18 protein-coding genes and 1 pseudogene are annotated in these 26,475 nt (G+C 39.6%); 6 read left to right on the top strand and 13 right to left on the bottom strand.

Annotated features, from left to right (window positions below; all coding sequences use genetic code 11):
- The first annotated feature begins 81 nt into the window (after positions 1–81).
- Positions 82–1,425 carry a copper amine oxidase gene (locus LC090_RS19665; protein ID WP_226659966.1) on the top strand — a complete coding sequence of 448 codons (1,344 nt, stop codon included), beginning with the start codon at positions 82–84 and terminating at the stop codon, positions 1,423–1,425.
- 68 nt (positions 1,426–1,493) lie between these two features.
- Here LC090_RS19665 and LC090_RS19670 read toward each other — a convergent pair.
- From LC090_RS19670 to LC090_RS19700, 7 genes and pseudogenes are all read right to left on the bottom strand, one after another.
- Positions 1,494–1,931 (bottom strand): annotated as a pseudogene (locus tag LC090_RS19670) (peroxiredoxin-like family protein); the annotation flags it as partial.
- Between the two features lie 146 nt (positions 1,932–2,077).
- Complete coding sequence (locus tag LC090_RS19675; protein ID WP_226659828.1) at positions 2,078–2,689, bottom strand: DedA family protein; 612 nt, start codon at positions 2,687–2,689, stop codon at positions 2,078–2,080.
- Positions 2,690–2,933: 244 nt separating this feature from the next.
- Positions 2,934–4,262 carry an aspartate aminotransferase family protein gene (locus LC090_RS19680; protein ID WP_226659830.1) on the bottom strand — a complete coding sequence of 443 codons (1,329 nt, stop codon included), beginning with the start codon at positions 4,260–4,262 and terminating at the stop codon, positions 2,934–2,936.
- A 27-nt stretch (positions 4,263–4,289) separates the two neighbouring features.
- Positions 4,290–5,687 carry a YjiH family protein gene (locus LC090_RS19685; RefSeq protein WP_226659832.1) on the bottom strand — a complete coding sequence of 466 codons (1,398 nt, stop codon included), beginning with the start codon at positions 5,685–5,687 and terminating at the stop codon, positions 4,290–4,292.
- A 118-nt stretch (positions 5,688–5,805) separates the two neighbouring features.
- Positions 5,806–7,191, bottom strand: a complete 1,386-nt coding sequence (locus LC090_RS19690; RefSeq protein ID WP_226659839.1) for a sigma-54 interaction domain-containing protein — start codon at positions 7,189–7,191, stop codon at positions 5,806–5,808.
- 145 nt (positions 7,192–7,336) lie between these two features.
- Positions 7,337–7,780, bottom strand: coding sequence for a staygreen family protein (locus LC090_RS19695; RefSeq protein WP_226659842.1), 444 nt, complete (start codon positions 7,778–7,780; stop codon positions 7,337–7,339).
- 106 nt (positions 7,781–7,886) lie between these two features.
- On the bottom strand, positions 7,887–9,062 hold the full coding sequence (locus LC090_RS19700) for an endonuclease (protein WP_425590677.1): 1,176 nt from the start codon (positions 9,060–9,062) through the stop codon (positions 7,887–7,889).
- Between the two features lie 271 nt (positions 9,063–9,333).
- Here LC090_RS19700 and LC090_RS19705 point away from each other — a divergent pair, with 271 nt between their 5' ends.
- Positions 9,334–10,890, top strand: coding sequence for an ABC-F family ATP-binding cassette domain-containing protein (locus LC090_RS19705; RefSeq protein WP_226659844.1), 1,557 nt, complete (start codon positions 9,334–9,336; stop codon positions 10,888–10,890).
- Between the two features lie 17 nt (positions 10,891–10,907).
- Here the strand turns inward: LC090_RS19705 and LC090_RS19710 are convergent, their stop codons facing one another.
- Genes LC090_RS19710 through LC090_RS19735 form a run of 6 tightly spaced genes read right to left on the bottom strand, consistent with a single transcriptional unit; the run spans position 10,908 to position 21,552 of the window.
- Complete coding sequence (locus LC090_RS19710; RefSeq protein WP_226659846.1) at positions 10,908–13,799, bottom strand: ATP-binding protein; 2,892 nt, start codon at positions 13,797–13,799, stop codon at positions 10,908–10,910.
- Complete coding sequence (locus LC090_RS19715; protein ID WP_226659849.1) at positions 13,792–14,157, bottom strand: response regulator transcription factor; 366 nt, start codon at positions 14,155–14,157, stop codon at positions 13,792–13,794. Before LC090_RS19715 ends, LC090_RS19710 begins: the two co-directional genes overlap by 8 nt.
- Before the next feature lie 49 nt (positions 14,158–14,206).
- Entirely contained in the window at positions 14,207–17,482 is a 3,276-nt protein-coding gene (locus tag LC090_RS19720; RefSeq protein ID WP_226659851.1) for a hypothetical protein, read from the bottom strand.
- Positions 17,483–18,871, bottom strand: a complete 1,389-nt coding sequence (locus LC090_RS19725) for a glycosyltransferase family 2 protein (protein ID WP_226659968.1) — start codon at positions 18,869–18,871, stop codon at positions 17,483–17,485.
- A gap of 13 nt (positions 18,872–18,884) precedes the next feature.
- A complete protein-coding gene (locus LC090_RS19730; protein WP_226659854.1) occupies positions 18,885–19,928 on the bottom strand; it encodes a HEAT repeat domain-containing protein in 1,044 nt (347 codons plus the stop codon).
- Positions 19,929–19,953: 25 nt separating this feature from the next.
- Positions 19,954–21,552 (bottom strand): diguanylate cyclase, encoded by a 1,599-nt coding sequence (locus LC090_RS19735; protein ID WP_226659857.1) that lies wholly within the window; start codon positions 21,550–21,552, stop codon positions 19,954–19,956.
- A 219-nt stretch (positions 21,553–21,771) separates the two neighbouring features.
- Between LC090_RS19735 and LC090_RS19740 the strand changes: the two genes are divergently transcribed.
- From LC090_RS19740 to LC090_RS19755, 4 genes are all read left to right on the top strand, one after another.
- Positions 21,772–23,304, top strand: coding sequence for an FAD-dependent oxidoreductase (locus LC090_RS19740; protein WP_226659859.1), 1,533 nt, complete (start codon positions 21,772–21,774; stop codon positions 23,302–23,304).
- Between the two features lie 127 nt (positions 23,305–23,431).
- Positions 23,432–23,863 carry a MarR family winged helix-turn-helix transcriptional regulator gene (locus tag LC090_RS19745; protein WP_226659861.1) on the top strand — a complete coding sequence of 144 codons (432 nt, stop codon included), beginning with the start codon at positions 23,432–23,434 and terminating at the stop codon, positions 23,861–23,863.
- Positions 23,856–25,046, top strand: a complete 1,191-nt coding sequence (locus tag LC090_RS19750; protein ID WP_226659862.1) for an MFS transporter — start codon at positions 23,856–23,858, stop codon at positions 25,044–25,046. Before LC090_RS19745 ends, LC090_RS19750 begins: the two co-directional genes overlap by 8 nt.
- A 98-nt stretch (positions 25,047–25,144) precedes the next feature.
- Positions 25,145–26,455: an alanine/glycine:cation symporter family protein gene (locus LC090_RS19755; protein WP_226659969.1), complete on the top strand. Its 1,311-nt coding sequence runs from the start codon at positions 25,145–25,147 to the stop codon at positions 26,453–26,455.
- Positions 26,456–26,475 lie beyond the last annotated feature (20 nt).

The raw sequence follows: 26,475 nt of genomic DNA on the forward strand, positions 1-26,475 counted from the left end.
CCAAATTCTTTATCACTTCGTTAGCTATGTGTAATCAAAAGTAACGGTAAAAAAAACGAGGAGCGTGAAGAGAAAATGAACATGAAAAAAGCATTTAAAAAATTAATGGTTCCAGCTCTAGGGCTAACCTTATTGTTCCCGACAGTTGCTGGTGCAGCTGAACCAGAACCAACGGTGAGTACACCAGCAGCAGATCTAAGAGCAACTCTTGACCAGCTCTTATCCGAACATTTTGTACTAGCTGTTACGTCTATGACAAAATCGTATGATGGCACCGAGGATGCTGAAGAAGTAACAGAAGCGCTTGATCAAAACGCTGCTGATATGACACCAGCCATCGCATCTGTTTATGGTGATGAAGCCGCACAACAATTTGAGGACATCTTTAGAGGTCACAATGATTATTCCGCAGATTTCGTAGAAGCTGCAACAGAAGATGATGCAGAACTTCGGAAAGAAGCTGAGAAGGAAGTAGATGAATTTGTTGATGAATTTTCCACGTTCCTTGATACTGCAACAGAAGGAAATCTTCCAAAAGAAGCAGCTGCAGACGTTCTGGAAGTTCATGAAGACCAAGTATTAACGACATTTGATGAGTATACAGAAGGAAATTATGAACAAGCTTACACGACATTCCGCGAAGGACATAAGCATATGTTTGCGATCAGTAAAGCATTATCGAGTGCGATCGTAACGCAAATGCCCGATAAATTTGAAAACACAAAAGCTGATACACCAGCTGCAGATTTACGCTCAACTCTAAACGGTTTAGCATCTGAACACTTTGCGCTTTCTTCACTTGGTCTTGAAAAGGGCTATGATCAATCAGAAGACTACGACTTTGTAAACTGGGCAGAAGACAGAAACACTGCTGACTTTAAAGCTGCAATCGGCTCAATCTATGGAGATGAAGGTGCCGCTCAGTTTGAGAAGATTTGGCAGGAAGACCACATCGCCGCACAAGCTGATCTTGTCGTAGCCTCTCTTTCTGAAGACGAAGAAGCGATGAAAATGGCAAAAGAACGTCTATTAACAACTTTCCCTGAAAATTTCGGTGCCTTCCTTGGAACATCAACAGAAGAAAACCTTCCAACTGATGCGGCAACGGAAGCACTTATGGCTCATGAAAAACAAGTCGTTGGATCATTTGAATCATACATGTCTGGTGATTTTAAAGCTTCAACTGATCAATTCCGTGAAGGCTATGCGTTCATGTTTGGTGTAGGTGAATCTCTAGGTGGAGCGATTGTTAAACAAATGCCGGATATGTTTGCTGGAGAAGCAATGCCTGGTGATATGCCTAAGACAGGTATGGGTGGCGCGAGCGAACAGTCATCTGACCTAACAGCTCTTTGGATTACAATAGGTTCTCTTGCAGTAGCTGGTTCAGCATTTGCTATTCGAAGAAAAGTCGTTAATCAGTAACTTACCTAATATCACCCCAAAAAAATAGATCGTAAAAATCGCTTCTAACATTGTTAGAAGCGATTTTACTATACATTATGTTTTTTTAACTCTTCAATGACAGAGTCGATTTTCGCATGATCCTCAGGAGATTGGTCGATATGATGCCAGATTAAATTCCCTCTATCATCATAAATCCACGTTCCACCTTGAATATAAACATCCTGCGTTTTCATAGATTTTAAGACAAAATCTTTTTTCTTTTGTTCTTTTGGAATAAATCCATCCATCTTACGAGTGATGAACCCGATAGCTGCTTGTCCAAGCAATTTCCATTTCGGCATCGTATGGTGACCCATTCCTCGATAGGCTTCTCTCTTCGGGTCCCCTGCAATAACAAACGGAAACTCTCCAAAAGCTTCAATAAACTGACGAATATATGTGGCATTTGAAGGAGCAATGGCTATAATTTGAAAGCCTTCCTTCTCGATTTCATTTACGCGCTTACGCAACTGCGTAAGATAGGCTCGACAAACTGGTCAGCCAAGATGACGAACAAATACAACCATCGATTTCTTATGATTAATCAGGTGGCGAAGTGTAACATTTTCACTTTCTGGAATTTCAAGCTGATAAGTTAATTGATCCAAAGTAACCTCTCCTTACTTACTTGTTATGACGTTTGGTCAGTGTTAACAACCTGTTTCTTGTGTTCAATTTTACACTTTTTCTGATAGTAGTGATACCCAATGAATCCAATAACTGCCACAATCAGAATCAAGAAGAGATATTTTTGAATACTACCAAAGATCGCTTGAACGGATTTGATGTTTCCATTTTTCCCTATCCATAACATCGCAATTGTCCATGGGAAAATTCCTATAAAGGTAAGAACACCAAATAACCATGCTTTCACCTTACTCATTCCAGACACATAGGATACGTAATTGCCTACACCAAGCGGTCGTGTAATCGCAATACTCCAAGAGCCACACTTTCTGAACCAGCGTTGCACTCGTTCTACTTTCTTCTTTTTAAGTTTTTTTTCTATCTTATCTTTTACTTTCAGTCCGATCCCATAAGGAATAAAGCTGAAAATTGTATAGATCACACTTGTCAGAAATGCATAACCAATCATTTCGATAACGGAAGCATTTAATAAGTAACCATACGTTAGTGTCATCATGCCACCAGGAAAAGGCAAAGATGATGCTTCAATCGCATTGCTTATCAGAAGGCCCCAGATTCCAAGCTCTTTTAGGAAGTGAATCAGAAATTCCAGCATAGTGGATCCGATCTCCTTTGCTCTCAAATTATGTCTGTTTATTAAGTTCCCTGATTGCCGAGCATGAAACCGAATTAGACCTGTCTAAATCTTCCATTCCGACGAATATCTTTGTTTTATCTGCGAAATTTAAAATATTTCCGCGGAAATGAAAAGATATTCTGAAATCTCTCGCCAAAATATGAGAAAACATCTTAAAATCATAAAAATCCCTATCACCATAAGAGTGATAGGGATTTTTCCATTATGATCCTACAGTGACGACCTGTTTTTCTTGTTCAAATGAAATCACAGCTTCTTCAAAAATGCGTAGCCCTTCGTCCAATTGTTCTTTCGTAATAATCAGCGGAGGAATCATACGAATGACTTCCTGATGTTTTCCGCAAAGATAGAAGAGCACTCCTTTTTCAAGCGAGAGATCTAAAATACGCATCATCCCGTTTCCATCAGGAGCCCCCGTATCTGGATCAATAATTTCAATTCCAATCATAAGACCTACGCCACGAATATCACCAATTACATGATGCTTTTCCTTTATAAGGGCTAATTTTTCTAACGCATATGCACCCATTGCCCGAGAATTTTCAAGTAATCCTTCCTCTTCAATCACATCAAGAGTCGCCAGAGCTGCTGAACAGGCAATTGGGTTCCCACCAAACGTTGTCCCATGTGTTCCCATTGGCCATTGACTCATTAATTCTTTTGAAGCGACTGTCGCACTTAACGGCAGCCCAGAAGCAATGCCTTTTGCGATCGCCATAATATCTGGTGTTACATCAAACGTCTGGGCAGCAAACCAATCCCCTGTACGGCCAAAACCTGTTTGAACTTCGTCAAAAATGAGTAACATACCGTGACGATCACAAATCTCTCTCACTTTTTGTAGCCATTCTTTCGGTGGAATGATATAGCCGCCTTCACCTAATACAGGTTCCACGATGACACAAGCCACTTCCTCAGGGGTTACTTGGTGGTCAAAAAGCTTTTCAAAATCTTTCTCAAGCTCAGAAACACAATAATCTTCTACATTTTGCCCTTCTGGACAACCAGCTACATCCGCATATGGAATTTGGTAGGTTAGTCCATTAGGCTGCAAGAATTTGCGGTATTTGCTTTTTGATGTACTCACCCCAAGTGCACCAAGTGAGCGTCCATGGAAACACCCAGTGAATGAAATAACATAAGGGCGCTTCGTTACATATTTCGCCAATTTCATTGCACCTTCAATGGCTTCTGTACCACTGTTTGCAAAGAAAAAGCAATCCAAATTTTTCGGCATAATGCCTTGGAGCCGTTCAGCTAGTTGAAGAATAGAGTCATACATAATGACGCCTGATGGTCCGTGCATCAAAGAATCAGCACCTTCCTTAATCGCTTGAACCACTTTAGGATGACGATGTCCCGTGTTTGCCACTGCAATCCCTGAAGTGAAATCAAGGTATGTCTTTCCATCAGCACCATAGTAATAGCATCCTTCTTCTTTCACAACAGGTAAGTTGGGATGATCCTTCGCCATACTGGGTGCTAGATAGTCTGACATGTTGTGATATCTCTGTTCAAAAGATGTAGCCAATGTGATGTCCTCCTTTAAATTCAACTTTTATAAAAAGAAATGAGCCATGATAACAATAATTGGAAGCGTAATAACCGTACGCTGTAAGAAAATGATCGCCAATTCAAGAACGGAAATAGGAATCTTTGATTTTACTAGTAAAATACCAATCTCAGACATGTAGATAAGCTGTGTTAACGAAACAGCCGCAATCACAAAACGAGTCAGTTCACTTTCGATCCCTGTTCCAATGACAGCCGGTAAAAACATATCCGCAAAACCAACGAGCATTGCTGGAGCTGCAGCAGCTGCCTCAGGAATTCGCATTAGCTCTAGAATCGGAACAATCGGCATTGATAAGTAGGTGAAGAAAGGAGTAAACTCCGCAATAATCAGAGCAATGGTACCAAGTGCCATCACCAGTGGAATCAAAGCGAAGTAAATATCTAGAACGGTATTCACGCCTTGCCCCGCTACATACTTAACCCCTTTAACTTCTGAAGCTTTTTCTAGCGCTTTTTGCATTCCCCATTTAAAGCTAGAAACACCTTTGGGGACCTCTTCTGAAATCTGCTTTCCTGTGCCTTCATAGTATGTGTCCGCTTTTCTCGATAGAGGCGGGATTCGCGGGCAAACAATCGCTGCTACTAGGCCGGCCACAACTACTGTAAAGTAAAATGGCACAAACATCTCTTCTAGACCTATGAAACTAATAACAACAAGACTAAACGCAATTGAATTGATCGAAAAGTTTGTGGCAATTACAGCTGCTTCTCTTTTCGTGTAATAACCTTCTTCATACTGTTTTGTCGTGATTAGTACTCCTACTGTTCCTGCTCCCATCCAAGAAGCAAGCGCATCGATGGAGGAACGACCAGGTAATTTAAACAAAGGTCGCATCACATGGCGGAGGGCTGTTCCAAAGAAATCCATTAAACCAAATTCTAGCAGTAGCGGCATGAGAAGACCTGCAAAGAGAAACCAAGCGGCAAGGACTGGCACAAGTGAATAAAGCATCGTCCCGCCTGATACATCTGAAATGATAAATTCTGGGCCAAATTTAAATAGTGTCATAACAGCGAAGAGCGCGCCAATCAATCTTGTACCGATCCAGAACCAGTTTACATAAAACAATTGTTTAAGAAATGGACGAAGCATGATGGCTTTAGGTTCGAACGCTTTTGCAACAATAGGAATAATAGCAGACAAAATAAGAATAGCTGTCATAAAACCAGGTAAGAATGGAGCGAGTGCCGTTTGAATGGATTCAGCTAATATCCCTACACCAATTGTCATTTTTCCGTTAAAAGGTACTGGGACAAGAAATAACAAGATACCAATTAAAGACGGAATGATAAACCACGCGTAAGCTTTTTTCGACTGAGATCCCTCTACCGACTGACTAGTACTTTCCAGAGGATACGACTTTTCCTGTTTCACTTCCATTTTTCACTCTCCTTCGACATTTTTAATATTAATTCATATTCTTGCATATAAATTACAAAAGAAGCAAGAGGTATTTTTACTCTTTGCTTCTTTTAACATGCAAGTATTATGCCATGATTTATTTAATTCTGTATTTTTTAAGTTTTCTAACTACTGTCGGTTGACTCATGCCAAGAGCCTCAGCGATCTTCGTCGTTGTACGAAAGTAACGTCTCGCCTGCTCAAGTCGTTCTTTCTCTACTTTTTCTACTGTTTCTTGTAATGTTTCATTAAAATTATTCATTTCTGAATAAGCTTCTGTTGATTTTTTATATGTAGGCGGCAAATCCTCTTCATGTATAACGAATGCATCTGAAGTAACAATAAGACGTTCAATCAAATTCATCAGCTCACGAACATTTCCTCTCCACGTATGTTGTGTTAATTCGTGAATCACTACCTTATTCAATATTCGCTTCCGTTTATACGCATTGCAGAAGTGATCGACAAACGATTGAATGAGAGGGAGGATATCTTCCTTTCTCTCTCGTAAAGGGGGAATCACTAACGGAACAACATTCAATCGAAAATATAAATCCTCTCGAAACATTTTTTCTCGTACCGCTTGTTCCAAATCTTTATTCGTCGCACTGATGATTCGAAAATCTGAGGTAACCTCTTTTCTTCCTCCTAAGCGATAAAAGCGTTTTTCTTGTATGAGTTTCAATACTTTCACTTGATTTTGGAGCGAAAGTTCTCCAATTTCATCGAGAAAAAGCGTTCCGCTAGCTGCCATCTCAGCAAGACCAATGCGCCCTCCTTTTCTAGCTCCAGTAAATGATCCATCTTCATACCCGAAAAGTTCCGCTTCAAATAAGGACTCAGGAATTGCCCCACAGTTCACTTCAATAAAAGGCGCATCTCTACGTTCACTTTTAGAATGAATGTAACGAGCAAGCTCTGTCTTTCCTACCCCCGATTCACCTAAGAGAAGAACGTTCACATCTACTCCAGCAACCTGCTTTCCAGTAGCCAGAATTTTTCTCATAGCATCACTTCGGGCAATCAGTCCCCCATCATCCTGCTGCTGTTTGAGCTGCTCCAGCTCATTTCTCACACGCTCCATCTCAGAAGACATTTCTTCCATTCCAGCCTTAATTTCCATTAACTCGGTTATGTCGTGTGAATAACTGACAATCCTTACAAGCTCTCCGATCTCGTTAAAAACAGGGAGGCCGGTTACGAGAAGCTTTTTCCCATCAGGGCCGGTTTGCACGAACGTAACACGCTTCTTTTCCTTCACGACTAGTGGTGTTGCAAGTGGTGTAAACAATCCTTCTTTTTCAAGATCATATACCGATCTCCCCATCAAATCATTGGCCTTCACGCCATAAACCATACCCGTTCCTTCACTTACTTTAACGATAATCCCATTTCGATCTGTTACTAAAATATCGTCTTGTAATGAATGAAAGATCGCTTTATATTCGTTCCACTCTGTCAAATGACCACCCCTATTATTCATTTTTGAATACTACTCGTACACCAACTTGAAAATCCGCTCATATACTTGTTTATTATTATTCATTTTTGAATAATTTCACATTTACATCTTACCATAAGTTAGCACTTCTAACAGATGGTAACCAAGATAATAGATAAAATGCCGCCTACTTCTGCTGGCTGTTTGTATACTGTCTAAATGACCCATAATATTCGTATGCTTCCCATTGCTCTTCATTAGAATCAAAGTAAATCCAAATTGGCACGTTATCCAACTCTGGATATTCTTGAAACAACGATCTATCACCTAATCTTATAGCCGTTAATGCTCCAGGCAACTCTTCACGAAAGATTCGATTTCTTATATTTGTTCTTCCTTCTTCTGTTGGATCATCAATCAAGACATAGACATAATAATAGAGTCCACAATCATTTCGGAATGTTCCAAGCACTTCATCTCTTAAAGAAGAAATACGGTCGATGGCATATTCTGTTCCAACTGTTAAAAATAATTCTCCCGTTAAATCAGAATGCGTTAATGTATACTTTCTTCCTACGATCCTTTTCTTCTCCTTCATTCCATCACGATACGTTACATAAGGTTGCCGCATTGATATTCCCCCTAATGAAAAGCCTATGGAGAATCATAAAATTTGGTGCCAGTTCATCTATTCCACAAAAAAAGCATCTGCTTTTACTCAGATGCTTCTTACATACTTACCAGATTGCTTCCACCCATTCCGGATGATCAATAAACGGATTCCGGTTGTGCTGATACTGATCATAAATCACATTATTTCGATTTTCTTCAAAAGAATCGACTGGATCCATTTCATTCCATGCTTTCAATACCGAAACTTTCCCGATATATGGTGCTGAACCATTGTTTACAAGGTCGTTCACTTCAAGGTCAACTTCCCCGCTATCCCCTTCGTACCGAACAGCCATGTAGAAAATCATTCGCGCTACATCACCTTTCACACTCTCACGTGGCTCCCAGGAGTCACTATCATAATAGTTACCAGGTGCTTCTGATTGAGGGGAACCACCGTTATCGAAATCGAGATTACCACGGGAGCTATTAACCGTTACATCTGTTGGACGCAGGTGATGAACATCGGTTCCTGGTCCCATCGATGTTCCAAAATCTCCGTGAGATTTTGCCCAAACGTGTTCCCGGTTCCAGTCGTCTACTCCTCCGCCGTTCTCATACTTGCTTTGGGACCTTCCACTATAAAGAAGAATGACGTTATTAGGATTTAACGGATCTTCGTCGGTAACCCTCAGGGCATCCCATACTTCACTATAAGAAAGCTCTGTATGATCATCAATAATCATGTGCAATTCTGTTTTCAAAGCACTACCGGTTTTACCTACAGCAGAGCGGTAGTATGTATCATCGTAAGGAGAGGATTCTTCTTCTCCTGAATCACCAGGATTTCCACTTCCCGCACCATCACCGAGTTCGATAGCCGATACGCTCTTAACACCTGCATGAGCAAAATAATCTGTTAAACTTCCATTTACAACAACGGATTCACCTATTAAATCCGGGTTGCTTTTTAACCCAAAATCACTTCGTAACGAAGATGGTACTTGAACAAAAAGCATCTCATTGACATTTGTTTCATTTGCTTGATCTGCAATTGCGATGGCATAATCATCTGAAAAATTAAAGGTTGCAATGGAAGATGTTGATTCTGGTTTTCCTACAATAAATCCTTCAACTGCTCCACTGCTCCCCTGATTTGCAATCCCCTGTGTAACGGAATATGGTGATGATGCTGTTCCTGAACCATCTGCAAATGATGGTGTAATCGTGAAATACATCATGATTAACGAAACAACTAACATAAAAACGACCGTTCCATAAGTGCGATGTGCCGTGTTCATTTTGCTTCCCTCCCCATAATAAATCCTTCTTGTACATGAAGCATCTTCTAGTTTAAACCTACACGATTAAGCTAGTGGAAACACGATGTAAATGTTCCTTTATTTTTAATAGGTCATATGCCTTAGGACGATTAAAACCATGCCTTTTTTACTATAAATTCTGTTCGTACGGAAATTCCCAACGTTTTCTCTTCTTCCTGACTTTCATCAAAGCTCATTGTCCGATATAATCAATGAGGATTGTTAAACCATTAATAAAGGATGTTTTCCTATGAGTATATTAACCGTAAAAAACCTTACGCACGGATTCGGTGACCGTGCCATCTTTGATGATGTATCTTTTCGTCTTTTAAAAGGCGAACACATTGGACTTATTGGTGCTAACGGCGAAGGTAAGTCAACATTTATGAACATTATTACTGGAAAGTTAGAACCAGATGAAGGAACTGTTGAATGGTCTAAAAATGTACGAGTTGGCTATCTTGATCAGCACACTGTTCTTGAACGCGGTATGACGATTCGTGATGCCCTTAAAGGCGCATTTCAGTATTTGTTCGATTATGAATCTGAAATGAACGAATTATTTGCAAAGATGGGCGAAGCTTCTCCTGAAGAGCTTGAAAAGTTATTAGAAGAAACAGGAACGATGCAGGATATGCTTGCAAATAATGATTTTTACGTCATTGATGCAAAGGTTGAGGAAATCGCACGCGGACTTGGGCTCGATGAAATCGGACTTGAAAAAGATGTTCAAGATTTAAGTGGTGGACAGCGTACAAAAGTCCTTCTTGCCAAACTACTTCTCGAAAAACCGGATATTCTTCTTCTGGATGAGCCAACAAACTATCTTGATGAGCAACATATCGTTTGGCTACGCCGTTATTTACAAGAATATGAAAATGCGTTTATTTTGATTTCGCATGATATTCCTTTCTTAAATAGCGTAATTAATTTGATTTATCATATGGAAAACCAAGAATTAACTAGATATGTTGGTGACTATGATAACTTCCTTTCAGTTTATGAAGTAAAAAAACAGCAGGTTGAAGCAGCCTTCAAAAAACAACAGCAAGAAATTTCTCAACTGAAAGACTTTGTTGCTCGTAACAAAGCCCGCGTTGCCACCCGTAATATGGCCATGTCGCGGCAGAAAAAGCTTGATAAAATGGACGTTATTGAGATTGCAAAAGAAAAACCAAAACCAGAATTTCATTTCAAACAAGCTCGTGCTTCTGGCAAGCTCATTTTTGAAACAAAGGATCTTGTAATTGGTTACGATGAGCCATTATCTAGACCGTTAAACCTTTCAATGGAAAGAGGTCAAAAAATCGCGCTCATGGGGGCAAACGGTATTGGTAAAACTACGCTGCTTCGCAGTATTCTTGGTGAAATCAAACCAATTGAAGGTTCAGTAGAGCTTGGTGACTATTTATATACTGGTTACTTTGAGCAAGAAATCAAAACTAGAACATCAAACACCTGTATCGAAGAAATGTGGCGAGAATTCCCGCACTACAGCCAGGCACAAATTCGCGCAGCTTTATCGAAGTGCGGTTTAACAACAAAGCATATCGAAAGTAAGGTCGATGTGCTAAGTGGTGGTGAAAAAGCAAAGCTTAGACTTTGTAAATTAATGAATACAGAATCAAACTTACTTGTCTTTGATGAGCCAACAAACCATCTTGATGTGGAGGCAAAAGCCGAATTAAAAAGGGCTTTAAATGAATACAAAGGAAGCATTATTCTCATCTCTCACGAACCAGAGTTTTATCAAGATATCGCCACCGATGTGTGGAATTGTGAAGATTGGACAACGAAACTCGTCTAGAAAAAAGGCTTATCCGATTAATCGGATAAGCCTTTTTCATTTTCTTCAATCGAATAATCAGGTACGAGTATCTTCCCGTTGTTATTCTCATTCATAAGAGATTTAATCAATGACTTTGTTAAATTCTTAGGAGGATACGGTTTAATGAGATAGTCTTTCGCCCCTAAATCAAATCCACGCTGCTTCTCTTCACTAACGGTGGAAACAAAGATCGGTATATTTTTTGTCCGCTCTGTTTCCTTTACTGCCTTTAGAACATCCCAGCCGCTCATTCGCCCATCTAACATAATATCAAGTACGATTCCTTTTGGCGTGGTTTGCTTAAGTAATTCAATCGCAGATTCTCCACTTCGACAATGATGAGCCGTAAATCCACTCTCCGTGATTTCTTCCATGAGTAAGAGTGCAAGACTATCATCATCTTCTACTATTAGCACTCCGCCATCTACTAATTCACCAAATTTTAGCGGCTTCTCTTCTAATTCAAGAGGGAAAACGAGAGTAAACGTGCTTCCTTCCCCTAATTCTGAGGTAACTAGGACGTCACCGTTATGGGCTGTCACGATCTCTTTTGATATTGCCAGACCGAGGCCCGTTCCACCAATTTGACGACGATCTGAATTATCGACACGATAAAATTTTGTGAAAAGTTTTGATAGTGCATCCTGTGGAATCCCAAGTCCTTCATCTTTAATATCTACGTAAAGATGATTCTTCTCTACTCTCAATCTTGTTAAGATCACTCCACCTTCTGGAGAATATTTAACTGCATTGCTGACAAAATTATTGAAAACCTGTTTAATTTTATCCTCATCACCAATAATCTCATGATGATCGGCCAGATCTTCCATTACAAAGGAGTGAAGTCTGGAATGATCACGATAACTATCAAGCACCTCTTCTATAAGTTCTTTTACATCAATACGTGTTTTGTCGTAGTTTTGTTTGCCCGCTTCCATCCGCTGAATATCAAGAAAATCATTGATCAATGACGTTAACCGCTTTGCTTCTTTATAAATTGTATTCAAATACTTTTTTTGTTTTTCAGGTTTTAACTCTTTTGAAAGCATAAGCTCTGTAAAACCAAGGACACTAGAAAGCGGTGTTCGTAATTCATGGCTAACGGTACTCACAAACTCGTTTTTCATTTCATCTACTTCATGTTCACGTGTTATATCCCGATGGACGAAAATTGAACCAATGAATTTATCTCCGTTATATAAGTGCTCGTAGTACATTTGAATACATAGCGATGGTTCCGTATTGGTTTGATAGATAAGTTCACTTTGCTTAGGCTTTACACCAGCTATCACATCGTGAATATACGAATTTACGACATTACGATCATCTATATCGACTTGCAATAGAAACTTCGAACTCCACTCAATAAATGGTTTTTCATTCGCACCATCAGGGAAACATGCATCTAACATCGAACACATCTGGTCATTAACAGCACGCGTTGTCCCTTCTCTGTCAACGAGCTGAATTCCTTCGCGTATCGTATTCAAGATCTCTCTATTAACCTGTCGCTCATTTTCTGTCGTTTCATATAGTCGGAGTTTATCGAGAGCGAGAGAAATTTGACGCGATAAATCGGATAGTTCCGTTACTTCTTCAGTAGTAAATTCCCCACCGATCCTCGTGATACAGAGCAAAGCAACGGCTTCGTTATCTGAAAGGACTGGAATGTAAAGATCATAGGAAACGCTATTTCCATCATGATAACCTGCTTCCCCAATCGAAGCAGCTCTTTGAACAATATGAAACTTTTTTTGTTCAATCGCTTTAACACCTGGTCCCTCTACTAGATGATCGATCCACTGGTGAACTTTCTCTTGACTAACACCGAGGGATGCATAATCCTTCCCTTGATTTAACATGACGATTATGCCTTTATCCGAGTTAAGGATGTGAATCATATTTGTAATGATACTTTGAAGTAGTTCACTTTTCGTTAAGGTAGACGCAAGCGAACGATTTAATTCGTTTCGATGTTCCAGCACCTTCTTTTGAATGTTCATCGCTTTAACATTTTGTTCAAGCGTAAATTTACTCCCTTTCAGCTCTTCGCTTTGCTCAATCAATGCTTCATTTGACGTAATAAGTGCTTTTTCATTTTGTTTAATGTTTTTTACCATTAAATTAAACGATCGAGCGAGTTCTCCAAGTTCGTCTGATCTTCTGAGATGAGGAACTTCCAAATTCCCTTCATTTTCACCTGACGACACTTGACTGGAAGCTAACGCCAATTCCCGAAGTGGTTTTCCAATACGTCTAGCCATAACACCAGCAAGAATCGTTGCAATTAAGAGTAGGAAAATAACAAATGAGACGAATACTATCTGTAGATTTGATAAGCGATTGATCAGGTTTTGCTCGGTTGTATAAATTTCGTTCTCCACATCAGAAACAAGCTCTCTCGTTTGATCTCTTAAATCATAGACTAAACTACTTCCCCCTCGATCTTGAGAAAGATTTTGCAACCCTTCTGTATCATCAGAAGCTACGTTTACTTTCGCTTCTTCAAACAAGTTATAATAATTGATTAACTCGTTCTGTAGATTTGTGATATAAGCTCTCTCTTCTTTAGTTTCTAGCTCTGGTTCAAGCTGTTTGATTTTATCAACAATTGAATTTTTCTGAGCCACATAATTCGTTAAAAAGGGCTTTTCGATGCGAAACCCTAAATACCCTCGCGCCTCAAAAAACATGTCGTTTAAACTATCTTCTAGCTCAACGGCATACTGTTGTTTTTGTCTAAGATCAATCACTTTCTTCTCGTACTTTGCTTCGATTGACTGACTATACAGCCCCATCCCAACTGCCGCAACTAAAATCAGAAACAAAAAACCACTCATAAACCAGACAAACTGCCGTGATAAACTACTTTTCCACCGTCTATTCACCTAAAATATCCCCTACCACGTTTGCTAGTTCTATCGGGCTAAACGGTTTGGAAATAAAATAGTCCGCACCTGCTTCTCTTGCAATCTCTTCATCTTTCTTTTGAGCTTTTGCAGTAAGCATCATAATTTTCACATCAAACTTTCCTTGCTCTCGAACCTTTTTAATTACTTCAAGTCCAGTCATTTCAGGCATCATATAATCAAGTAGGACAAGATCATACTCATTCGTTTCAATATAATCCAGTGCTTTCGCACCATCTTCCGCCTCATCGATTTCATAGTCATCAACTTCAAGCGTATCGACGATTAACATTCGTAGAATTTCTTCATCTTCTGCGACTAACAATTTTGGAGCCATGAAAATCACCCTTTTCAATTAATTGAAATAAGAATAGAGGGGCTTCCCTCTATTCCTTATATCGGCTAAACTCTTCCTGCATAATATAGTAAGATTGTTTTAATCTTTCATGGTAATTTGGTTCTCTCCATTTGTCCCAAGTAAATTCATGAAATTCGTCTAACTGTCCTTTTTTAGTAGATGGGCTTGTTTCATTAATGGAAGTGAGCGAGAGATTTGCATCTTCCACATCTCCTTCATATAACACAACGCCAACCTTAAAATCGTCTACTTTCTTTGAAGCTTTCAAACCTTCTTTCCACATATCACCCATAATTTCTTTTTCACTAGGATCTTTCACATTGAATAGAGCCCATGGTAAACGTACTTCAATAGAATCTCCTTTCACAATAAAATCTGAAAGGGAATTGTAATCAGCGCTCTCTGGATTTCCATTCCCATAGGTAAGAATGCCTGTTTCATAATCATCAAATGGAAACGTTTCGTTTGTGCTCGGAATCGTTAATTGCTTGTTCAATGCTAAACGGATCGGATGAAACACATCGTTATCCATTTTACTGGCATAGCTTTTTTCTTCAATTAAACCAAGATCTTTTGCATACTGGTAATAGAATGAATCATAGTAACTATGCACAGTAAGTCGTGAAGTTTCTTTTCCAGTAAGGTTAAGTATAAAATCAATTCCAGACGAAGACTTTAACTCTGGGTCTTTGGAAATAACCTTGCTTCCCTGCCCGTTAATCGTATCAAACAGCAGCATCGTCTTATCCTGTTCCATTTGTTCCGCTGACATGTTTTGATAATCTAAACGAAAATAAATATATTTTTCATCGCTAGTCATAAAGAAACGTTGGAGATTCTGACCTTTATCAGTTGATTCAAATAAAGGTTCTTCACCTTCCCAATCCGTGACGTCTCCGTCCACTTTTATTTTCAGCTTTTCACCTGGATCAAAACTCAATAATCCAAACTGCTGTTCATTTGTTTGATCATTTGACCAGAATGGACGCCGATCTGAGTTATCAACATCCATCGTATTCCACGTTCGTTTAAACCATTCATCTTGCCAGGAAAACACCATTCCACCGGCGTAATTTTCAGAAACAATGTTCTCAAACAATTGGGCATCTATTTGTCCCTGCTCCACTTCAGAATTCCCTCCCTGATTCATCCCATAGACATTACGATGAGTCATGCCTCTAGACGCTGGAATCCCAAATTCAGCCACAAGAACTGGCATCTCATGCACTTTTCTAAGTGCGTTAAGGTAGCCTGCATAGTTGTTTTTCTCCCCATTTTCATCAACATAATTCACGTATTCTTCTTCATAGTTTAGAAAATCTGGATAATAGGGATATATATGATAGGAAGCAAACTGACCGGCATAGTAGTTATCCTTCAATTGTATGACGTTCGGATCAACAGAAACGAGGTCTTCTTCTTCAGATGGCTCTGCAGGATGCTCAAGTAAATCAGTGGTTACCCAGTTTGTAAAGCTCACCGGTCTTTGCCACTTATATTTCTCCATTTCATAATGAACCGTGTCATCCATCATGTTTGCTACCCATATTTCAAAAGGACTGGCATCTTTCGTATCGAGAAAGCTACCTTTGTATTGCTCCATGTCACTATGTTTTTCATTTGTTACAACAACTACTTCTGGATCCCACTCAATTCCAAGAACCCATCCGAGTACGTACGGTGACACGTCTGCCGTATACCTGCCACTTGCGTGCCCTGCCCTCTCTTTAATGGTTGCATTTCCATGAATGAGGTCAACTGTATCCTTCATTGCTTTGTTAAGTAGTTCCATATTTCCTTTCGCAAAAGCATCTTTTGTTTTAAGTAAAGGCTCTTCTTCTACCCATACACCATGAAACAAATAAAGTGGCTTATTCGCTTCTTGATTATGTTCTAATAAGGCTTCATAAAAAGAAGGTGGATGAATCGTATAGATCCGGACAGCATTTGCATTCATATCAGAAATTTGTTTGAACCAGCGTTTATATTCTGATTTTGTGATCGCTGCTTCTCCTGGAAAATAACCTGGTTTTGAGATTCCCATATTCACACCTTTAATAAGTAGATCTTCCCATTCTCCATCCTGAAACACCTGGATTTTATTATCACCGACTTTACCCGCCACCTGAACACCTTGAATGGTTGGAGTGAGTATGTTACTCTCTACACTTTTCATTTCAGTCTTTTTAAGATTTTGTAGAACCGTTTCCATCATTGGCGTATACATCTTCCAGTAGAACGCTTCAAGCGTTTCGTTATCACCAGTCATCAATAATCGATTAATAGCTGGTAACCACTTATATTGGTAAAAACCCACATCCCCATCATGATCTGCGTAATCCCCTGCAAAGTAATACGACTGATTATGTTTCATAACGGCTGGAAAAGATAGAGGAATGCCTGACTCTTCTAGTAAGTTTTCTGCTTCTTCACTAACATCTAATGTATAGTTTGCCAGGATCTCTTCCTTGTCTTCTGCTTCCACGATATCAAACCAGTAATGATAGGACATCGATTTCTTCACTAAAGAATCTTCAAACCACTTTTGCCCATGTTCATTGAATGAAAATTGAACCGTTTTATCTCCTATCTCGTTTTTCTCAAGCACAATGATTGAGTCATCATCCTTCACGAAAATAAGGCCCTGATCGGAAAAACCCCAATCCTTACCATACTGTTTTTCGTAGTTGCTCACTGCCCAACCCGGAACCTCGCCATCGATTGAAAGGTCATCAAAATATCGTCCAATCCAACCAGACCATTCAAGATTTAAAATCGAATAGAGACCCTGTCGCGCCTTCTCCTCAGTCGGGCTACCGAACGCATTGAATTCAGCAATGAATGTTGATCCCTGCTGAACCGCTTCTGAAATAAGACTCACTTCTTCCTGCTTCATTCCACCATAAATAATTTCAGAGCGATCACCTTTGGACGCTTTCCCATACCACTCTTCTTCATATACACCATAGGAATCTGCTAGATAGATCAAGTCTTTCCCTACTAACGTGTCAGGAAAAGAGTCGATGCTATATTTCTTGCCATCTTCTGGACGGAATCCTACATAGTCTTCCGAAGCTTCATAAGCCTTTTCATTAGACTTCATCCATTTTTTATAATTCAGAAGCCAGGTGAGCCCTTTATGTTCCCTATACGTCTCATCTGGAATGGTTTTATCTATGATCACAATTTCAGAGGTTGATTTATCTTCTGTTAACCAGAACAGGACAGGAGTCAGCAGAATGAGTACAAATCCTATTACACCAATTAGTAAACCAATAATCGTCTTACGCTTTATGTGACCCACTTATTTTGAGACCCCTTTTCTGCTCATTTCTCCCCAGCTGTTGTTTCTACGAATAAGTTGAACAATTCCTTCTACTCTCCAAAAGACGGTGAGCGGTCTAAACCAAAACGCTTCAGAAAGCGAATAGAAATAAAGACGTACTAGATCTTGTACTTTCGAATATCTTCTTAAGCTCCACTCTTCTAGTAGCACAGCACTCATTGACAGAAGTGATCCATAAATAACCGCAAGTAGAAAAAGTAGAACGGCAAAAGAAGTGTAGATACCCCCGACAAACGGAGATAGCACCATAATGATATAGCCTAGTAATTCAATCACCGGACCTAGAAACTCAACAATTAAAAAGTATGGCATCGAAACGACACCGACAAGACCATACTTAGGGTTACATAGCATTTTCTTATTATGCCAGAGACTTTCGAAAAGACCCCTATGCCAACGACTTCGCTGTCTTCTTAAAATTTTCGAAGATTCAGGTGCTTCCGTCCAACAGACGGGATCAGGGACATACACGATTCTCTTACCTGACTTCTCTTCTTTAATTTGTTTGTGAAGGCGAACGACAAGGTCCATATCTTCTCCAACCGTATCTGTCCGATAACCGTTTACTTTAATGACACTTTCTCGATGAAATACGCCAAATGCGCCCGAAATAATTAACAGGAGATTATGTCTCGAAAGTCCAATTCTCCCCATAAGAAAAGCACGGAAATATTCGATCACTTGCATCACTACTAGAGGCCTTTTTGATAATTCAACCTTCATAACTTCCCCACGCTCAATCCTACAGCCATTTGCAATTCTCACACTTCCACCAACCGCAACAATTTCTTCTTTTGAATCTATAATTGGTTTCATCACTTTCGCAAAAGCATCTCGCTCAATAATTGAATCACCATCTAATGAGCAAAAGTAAGGATAGTGAGCAACATTTATTCCGGCATTAAGAGCATCTGCTTTTCCTCCATTAACTTTATCAACGGCATATAAATTTTCATAAATTGTTGATTGATAGACCCTTATAATTTCATTCGATTTAATTTGTTTTCGAATCACTTTCTCAACCTTAACCATTTCAAACGCCTGAATAACGGCTTCTAATGTTTGATCTTTTGATCCATCATTAATAACGACTACTTCATACTCAGGATAATTAATACTAAGAAGCGACCGTACACTCGGCACGATACCAGCCTCTTCGTTGTATGCCGGTACAAGAATAGATACAGGTCTTGTAAAAGAAGATTGAGACAATTCTTCATATGGCTCATGCTGATCAAGTTTGTATTCTTTTCTCAGTTGGACAGCAGAGATAAAAAAAAGAATAAGATAAAAAAATATAATCCCAACCATATACACAGCTACAAAAATAGTGAAAATAAGAAGCATGGTAGAAAATACACTAGTGATAGACACGATTTGTTCCTCCTCTGACTAGCCATTCTTTAGCAGTGTCGCGTGCAAATGGATCAATATGAGTAGCCGCAACATCTTCTAACAACGTTCGACCGTTTTGCTGAGCTAGAAGTGATTCTGCTGCAGTGGTTCTAACCCACCAGCTTTCGTCAGTAAGAAGGCGTAACAAATCTTCGAGGAAACGATGATCTCTCAACGGTTTAAGTAATTTAGCTGCCATCATTCTTTCTTGCCAGCTTTCTGCATGAAGAGACGGTTTAATCTGCATCACATCTGCCATATACCCAACTTTCACTAGAGCTTTAAGTGAACGAATTCGAAATTCTGTATCGTGCGACGTCACAAAAGATTCAATTGTTGGTAAGTATTTATACTCCCCCAGCTCACCCATTATTTCAATCAGAGCAAATTGAATCCATGAAGGAAAATCACTTATGGAATGAATAAAGTGATCTAAGTGAGCATCATCTAAGCGACGAAACAAGTCCAGATAATAAAAATTCGGATATTCCTTTTCTTCGATTAATAGAATGGCATAAAGACGATCATCCTGTAAGTTTGCTAGAATACGCAAAACCTGAATTACTTCCAATTCGCTCGTTCGTTTTATATCTAATAAACTCACACATTCTTCAACTAGCGAAACCATACGTAATTTTTCAATTCGATGCAGGGTGTTCATACGTATACTCCATCGGTGGTGTTGCAGTCTTTTTTTATAGTGATGATGTAACGTCTTTTCCACTAATTCATCCATTTGGACAGATGAAGGACGTCCTTTTATTAGAGAATAATAACGCGTGATCACTTCTTCAAAGGCTTCCATCATAGGGTGATTATCTGGTAAACGTAACTCTTTTTCACCTTGAATAGTGAGGGTAATATGCTCAAGGTAATACTTTTTCCATTCACTCTTCTTCCTATCAAAACGGTTCGATCGTACCTTTTGGGCTATCAGGAAAAGAAAAAGAACGGTTAATACAAGAAATAGGATTAAAAACACCTGGAAAATAATAAAAATGGCACTCATTCGTTCAATCGCCTCATTCTTTCTATTAAAGCATCTTCTGGATTAATCTTTTGATTCTAGCTTCTAATTCCCCCATACTAAATGGCTTTGTAATATAATCATCGGCACCAAGTTCCAGAGCTTTAACAATATCTTTCTCTGCTTTCCGTCCTGTTAGCATCATCACTGTATACTTGCTTTGACTACTTTCATGACGTAACTTCCGTAATACCTCAATCCCATCCATTCTTGGCATAATGCCATCGAGTAAGACAAGGCAAGATGAACCTGATTTATGCCAGTCATCTTCAAAAAAGCTCTCGCCTTCACGATAGCTTTTCACTTCAATTTCATAGTTTTCTTCCGGCTGAAACTGTTGAAGCTGAGAGGTGAGTAACGTACGTATAATTTCGTCATCATCTACGACAGCGATGCGTATCGTTTTAACGGGCTTTATGTCTGAAAGGTTGCTTTCATATATAACCATCTGATTTCGTCCATTTGCCTTTGCGCGATAAAGGGCTTCATCGGCCTGGTTCAATAACTTTTTATTAGGAGAAGAACCGTCAATATCAACAATACCGCCCGAAAACGTTACGGAGAAAGTCTCTTCTTTAACACGAAACACTTTTGATCGAAATCCAGTTAGCAAACGTTGAAGAAATTGATTTGCTTGCAACGAGGTCGTATCAGGCAAGATCAATACAAACTCTTCACCACCATATCGAATCAAGATATCCGTTCGTCTTTTTTCCTCCATAATGTATTGTGATAATTTTCTTAGCACCTGGTCACCAATTAAATGACCGAAGCGATCATTAATTAATTTAAAATGATCGATATCAAAAATAGCTAGCGTTGCTTTTTCTCCATTTCTGACAAGATCATAGCGCATATAATTTAGCTGACTATCAAGATATTTACGATTATAAGCCCCGGTCAATTCATCGGTTAGAACAGAATGGACAATTGTTTTCCTTTTTGCGATTTTTCCATTTACTCTTAATAGGTATTCTTCTACCGACACGTCCTGGTCAAGAAAATCATCTGCCCCAAAACGATACCCATTAATACGATTCCTGACAGAATGGACTGAATCCGTCATGATAAAAGGAGTGAATTGTAACTCTGCCTTTTCTCTGACTTCTTTCGCAATATCGGATTGATCCGCTTCAATTAGATGGTAATCGATGATGATGCAATCTGGATGCATATCGTATAACGCGGTTTGTGCCTTCTTAAGATCCATCGTTGCAAAAACGATATACCCTTCCATTTCCAACTGAGCCTTTCGCTCAATTAAAACCATTGGATTGGGATTGATCAGCATGATCATCTTTTGAACGTTTGTCTCTTCTTCTTTTCCTTTGTTTTCAAGAGCCGCTTCAAGAACCTCTTCCATTACGTTATCTAGAAGTTGAATGGTTTCTTCTTTTGTAATCATTCGTTCACTATCATGATTCATTTTGCCTAATAAAGCTTCCGCCTTTTCAGCCGATACTTGGTAGCCTACTGTGCCAGCAGTACCTTTAAATGTATGTAAAAAATGATATAATTCCTTTTCCGTCATACGCTCATTCTTCGAAGTTATTTCGTCATATTTTTCTTTCATATTTGAAACAAACTTCTTCTTATATTTCTCCAAGGTAAAGCCCCCTACTTAAATTCAATCGTGAATTTTGTCGAACCATTAAATACTATTATCATAATTTAGTTTAAGTTACCCTACAAGAAATATTGTGTTGAATTTCCATATTTTATTAAATTCGTTCAATAGCCCTCCTTCCTTCTTCCCCTCTTCATGCATGAAAATTTTTATGATGGAAAAAATAGGGGCGAATAAGAATGTAGAGGATGAATTGAAATGAACAGTAAACGCACATGGCCAGAGACTCCTGAACCTATCTGGCAAGATGATCATCACATTGACACACATCCTTCGCTCACTGAGTCCATCTCTACAGATGTCGTAATCGTTGGTGGGGGAATGACAGGTATAACCACTGCCTACCTATTATCAAAAGCTGGCAAGAAGGTTGTTCTTCTTGAAGCAAATCGACTGTTAAACGGAACAACCGGTCATACAACAGCGAAAATCACTACTCAGCATGACCTTATTTATGATGAGTTACTTAACCATTTCGGAGCCGAAAAAGCGAAACACTATTATGATGCAAACAACCAAGCGCTTCAGTTTATTCGTGAAACCATTGATGAGTTATCCATTCAGTGCTCTTTCACTGAAGAAGACGCATACCTCTACGCGACAACCGATCACTATGCCCGTAAACTAACGAATGAGATGAACGCTTACCACAAACTGGGTATCCATGGGGAATTTCAAAACGACCTTCCGATTGACCTTTCCATTAAGGGTGCCATTCTAATGAGTAATCAGGCTCATTTCAATCCGGTAGCTTACCTTTCCGCTCTTGTAAATAAGGTTAAAGAGCAACAGGGGCAAATATTCGAGCATACCGTTGCGATTGATGTGGAAAAAGGATTGAACCCTATTGTTGTGACCAAGAGCGGAGCAAAAATCTCGTGCCAAACAGTCATCGCTTGTACTCATTTTCCATTTTATGATGGTAATGCTCTCTATTTCTCTAGGATGTATGCAGAAAGATCCTATGTGATTGCTGCTAAAACGAAACAATCATATCCTGGAGGAATGTACCTAAGCGCCGATATGCCAAAGCGTTCCCTTAGAAGCTATCAAAAGAATGGTGAAAGCCTCGTTTTGTTCGGTGGAGAAAGCCACAAGGCAGGTCAAGGACATCAAGTGACGAATCACTACCAGGCCTTGAAGTTTTTTGGTGAAGAAATATTTGGTTTATCTCAAGTAGTAAATAGATGGTCTGCACAAGATCTTTTTACGCTTGATAAACTCCCTTATATAGGAAGAGTCACAAAAAACGAACCAAATATTCTAATTGCAACCGGATTTCATAAATGGGGCATGACAAACGGAACAGCAGCAGCCTTACTATTTAGAGACTATCTGCTAAATAAAGATACCCCCTACTATGACCTGTTTTCTCCCTCACGATTTCATGCAGACCCAAGTATTAAAACCTTTCTCATGCAAAACGCAAATGTGGCAAGCGAATTTATCAAAGGGAAATTATCGTTTACGAAGGAAATTTCGGATCTTGCAAAAAATGAAGCAGGTATCGTTCGAGTAAATGGGAGAAAAGCTGGAGCTTATAAAGATTCTAAAGGTGATCTTCATGTTGTGGATACCACCTGTACTCATTTATATTGCGAAGTAAATTGGAATGATGATGATCGAACATGGGATTGCCCTTGTCATGGATCGCGTTTCAGTATTGATGGCGAGGTGCTTGAGGGTCCCGCTGATCAACCGCTTACCAATTTAAAAGACGATCTTGATTAAAAAAGCCTTAACGGCTTTTTTATTTTTTTAAGCTCCTTCTCTTTACAACAGGTGAGAATGTCTCTAGACTATACCTTATGCAATTATTTACCCAGGTAAATAAAATGAGTGTTTAGTGGAGGAAGAAATGATTTCAAAGAGCGATATTTTTCATAACTTGCATCAACAAGTCCGTTTTATCACTAAAGAAGTGAACGAATTACTGAAACAGTATCACCTCTATAGTTCTCAATGGACCATTTTATACTGCCTCGATCAATTTGGGCCAATGAAACAAACGGATATCTGGAAATACTTAAATGTTGAAGCTCCTACGACAACTCGCACTCTTGTCCGAATGGAAAAAAGTAACTGGATTACGCGAATAGAAGGTTCTGACAAGCGAGAGCGAATTGTTCAACTGACCCCGGAAGCAGAGGAACGGCTACCCTTCATTAAAGAGTCTATTCAAAAACTAGAAGAGTCCCTCCTCTCGCAACTTTCTACTGAAGAACAGACTGAATTTTATTATCTTTTAAAACGAATCGGTGTAAAGAAAGGAGAACGACCACATGTCTAGTAAACAGCCCATTTGGACGAGAAGCTTTTTAAATATCTCGATTAGTAATCTATTTATCTTCATCGTGTTCTATGCGCTTCTAACACTACTTCCTATCTACGTAACAGAAGAAATGGGTGGGAGCGAATCTCAAGCTGGACTTATCATTACAATTTTCTTGCTATCTGCCATTATTGTTCGTCCCTTTTCTGGTAGATTAATTGATCGTTTTGGGAAAAAGAAAATGCTCGTAACAAGCGCAGCTTTGTTTGCAACAGCCTCTTTTTTATATCCATTAGTCGATAACTATGTTGCGTTACTTCTTCTTCGTTTCTTTCATGGAGTTTGGTTTAGTATTGTGACAACTGCTGCTGGTGGAATTGCAGCTGACACCATTCCCCGTGAACGACGTGGTGAAGGTCTTGGTTACTTTGCGATGTCTATGAACCTCGCAGTTGTCACAGGTCCATTTATCGCACTTACACTTCTTCAATACGTATCCTATATCGCCATTTTCCTAGTACTCAGCGGCATCATGACGATAGGGGTCCTATGTACACTCGGGGTGAAAACAATTGAAAATAACGCACCAGCACCTCGTCATTCATTAACATTCCATGACCTATTCGAGAAAAAATCCTTTCCTATTGCAATCGTTGGTCTCTTTGTCGCTTTTTCATATGCAAGCGTCATTTCGTTTATCTCGCTTTATGCGAAATCAATCGGTCTTCTTGAAGCAGCGGGATTCTTTTTCGCCGTATTCGCTGTAGCGATGCTCGTCTCGAGACCATTTACAGGAAGAATGTTTGACGTAAGAGGTCCGAACACGGTTATCCTTCCTGCATTTGTTCTATTTGCACTTGGACTCATTACGCTTAGCTTAACGACCGAGTCGTGGATGTTACTTTTTGCTGGTGGGTTAATCGGATTAGGTTATGGTTCCATTGTTCCAAGCTTTCAGACACTTGCCATACAAGCTGCCCCTGAATCTAGAAGTGCGCACGCAACCGCTACATTTTTCACCTTTTTTGATACAGGCATTGCATCTGGCTCTTTTATACTCGGCATTGTCGTTACAACAATAGGTTACGCGAATCTTTATATGATTCTCGGGATCTTTGTGATAGGGATTTTGTTCTTCTATCAATGGATTCAAAAACAGAAAAAAACAGAAAAACAGCTTCATTCTCAAACAAATTACTAAGGAAATGCTTACCATAGCGATTTAATGGGTTGAAGTATGGGGAAAAAATAAGCTATCATTGGAGAATCTTATTTTTTCATGAGAGCGAGTTGACGACAGTGCAAGCAATCGAAGCAATTAATGCGGTTCTCTGGGGACCCATTATGATATCCCTCCTCCTTGGAACTGGACTATTTTTCACAATACGTCTCGGATTTATCCAGTTTACAGGATTAAAAGAAGGGTTTCGCCAAACATTTGGTCCTCTTTTTTCAAAGAAGAAGCAAAACGGTATTTCATCTTATCAGGCACTCTCGACGGCCATTGCGGCTCAAGTTGGAACAGGAAACTTAGCCGGGGTCGCTACAGCTATTGCAGCTGGTGGTCCCGGAGCTATTTTTTGGATGTGGATCTCTTCCTTCCTCGGCATGGCCACAATATTTGCGGAAGCTGTTCTAGCTCAGAAGTTTCGCGTGAAAGAAAACGGGGTCATTAAAGGTGGTCCTGCATACTATATCCGCGATGGTCTAGGTAGTAAAAAACTAGCCGCATTTTTCGCCATCGCCATTATTTGTGCGCTTGGGTTTGTCGGAAATATGGTTCAATCCAACTCTATAGCCGAAGCTTTTCAAACCGCCTTTCAAATTCCGCCGCTTTTGATCGGTTTCGGTGTAGCGATCCTCATTAGTTTAATTCTATTCGGCGGTATCAACCGTATCGCCCGATTTGCAGGTAATGTTGTGCCAATCATGGCGTTACTTTACATTATCGGAGCGATGATCATTCTTATCTTACAATTTGATCAAGTGCTTCCAGCGCTATCCCTTATCATAGAATCAGCATTTACTCCAGAATCCGCTGGAGGGGGTGTGCTTGGTGCTTCTATTAAAGAAGCGATTCGCTATGGCGTTGCAAGGGGATTATTCTCAAATGAAGCTGGGATGGGATCAACCCCGCATGCTCACGCTGTTGCAGAAGTGAAGCATCCTGCCCAGCAAGGATTTGTGGCCATGGTGGGTGTCCTGATCGATACCGTTATTATTTGTACCGTTACGGCCCTCGTTATCCTTGTAACGGACGGAGCAAGTTCGAATTTAACTGGGATTGAACTAACTCAGGCCAGTTTCACAAGTGGGCTTGGAGGCTTTGGGGTCTATTTTATAGCCTTCAGTCTCTTGTTCTTTAGTTTTACAACGATTTTAGGATGGGCTTACTTTGGTGAAACAAACGTGAACTATTTATTTGGTGAAAAAAGCGTTCCTTATTACCGTGCCGCAGTACTTGTTTTCATCGTTCTTGGTACCGTCTTAAACGTTCCGTTCGTATGGCAACTTGCCGATACGTTTAACGCCTTTATGGTATTACCAAACGTTATTGCCCTCATTGCCTTAAGTAGCGTAGTCAAAAAATCATATAAAGAGCTCTCTTAATAGAAAAAAGCGATGCAGCA

Origin of the sequence: Guptibacillus hwajinpoensis, assembly GCF_020524165.1 — a bacterium.
Lineage (GTDB): Bacteria > Bacillota > Bacilli > Bacillales > Guptibacillaceae > Guptibacillus > Guptibacillus hwajinpoensis_D.

Coding starts and splice junctions, on each gene's coding strand:
- LC090_RS19740 (WP_226659859.1), top strand. CDS start 21,772: ATGAACAGTAAACGCACATGGCCAGAGACTCCTGAACCTATCTGGCAA.
- LC090_RS19750 (WP_226659862.1), top strand. CDS start 23,856: ATGTCTAGTAAACAGCCCATTTGGACGAGAAGCTTTTTAAATATCTCG.
- LC090_RS19690 (WP_226659839.1), bottom strand. CDS start 7,191: ATGAATAATAGGGGTGGTCATTTGACAGAGTGGAACGAATATAAAGCG.
- LC090_RS19715 (WP_226659849.1), bottom strand. CDS start 14,157: ATGGCTCCAAAATTGTTAGTCGCAGAAGATGAAGAAATTCTACGAATG.
- LC090_RS19695 (WP_226659842.1), bottom strand. CDS start 7,780: ATGCGGCAACCTTATGTAACGTATCGTGATGGAATGAAGGAGAAGAAA.
- LC090_RS19725 (WP_226659968.1), bottom strand. CDS start 18,871: ATGCTTCTTATTTTCACTATTTTTGTAGCTGTGTATATGGTTGGGATT.
- LC090_RS19745 (WP_226659861.1), top strand. CDS start 23,432: ATGATTTCAAAGAGCGATATTTTTCATAACTTGCATCAACAAGTCCGT.
- LC090_RS19705 (WP_226659844.1), top strand. CDS start 9,334: ATGAGTATATTAACCGTAAAAAACCTTACGCACGGATTCGGTGACCGT.
- LC090_RS19730 (WP_226659854.1), bottom strand. CDS start 19,928: ATGAGTGCCATTTTTATTATTTTCCAGGTGTTTTTAATCCTATTTCTT.
- LC090_RS19665 (WP_226659966.1), top strand. CDS start 82: ATGAAAAAAGCATTTAAAAAATTAATGGTTCCAGCTCTAGGGCTAACC.
- LC090_RS19685 (WP_226659832.1), bottom strand. CDS start 5,687: ATGGAAGTGAAACAGGAAAAGTCGTATCCTCTGGAAAGTACTAGTCAG.
- LC090_RS19700 (WP_425590677.1), bottom strand. CDS start 9,062: ATGAACACGGCACATCGCACTTATGGAACGGTCGTTTTTATGTTAGTT.
- LC090_RS19675 (WP_226659828.1), bottom strand. CDS start 2,689: ATGCTGGAATTTCTGATTCACTTCCTAAAAGAGCTTGGAATCTGGGGC.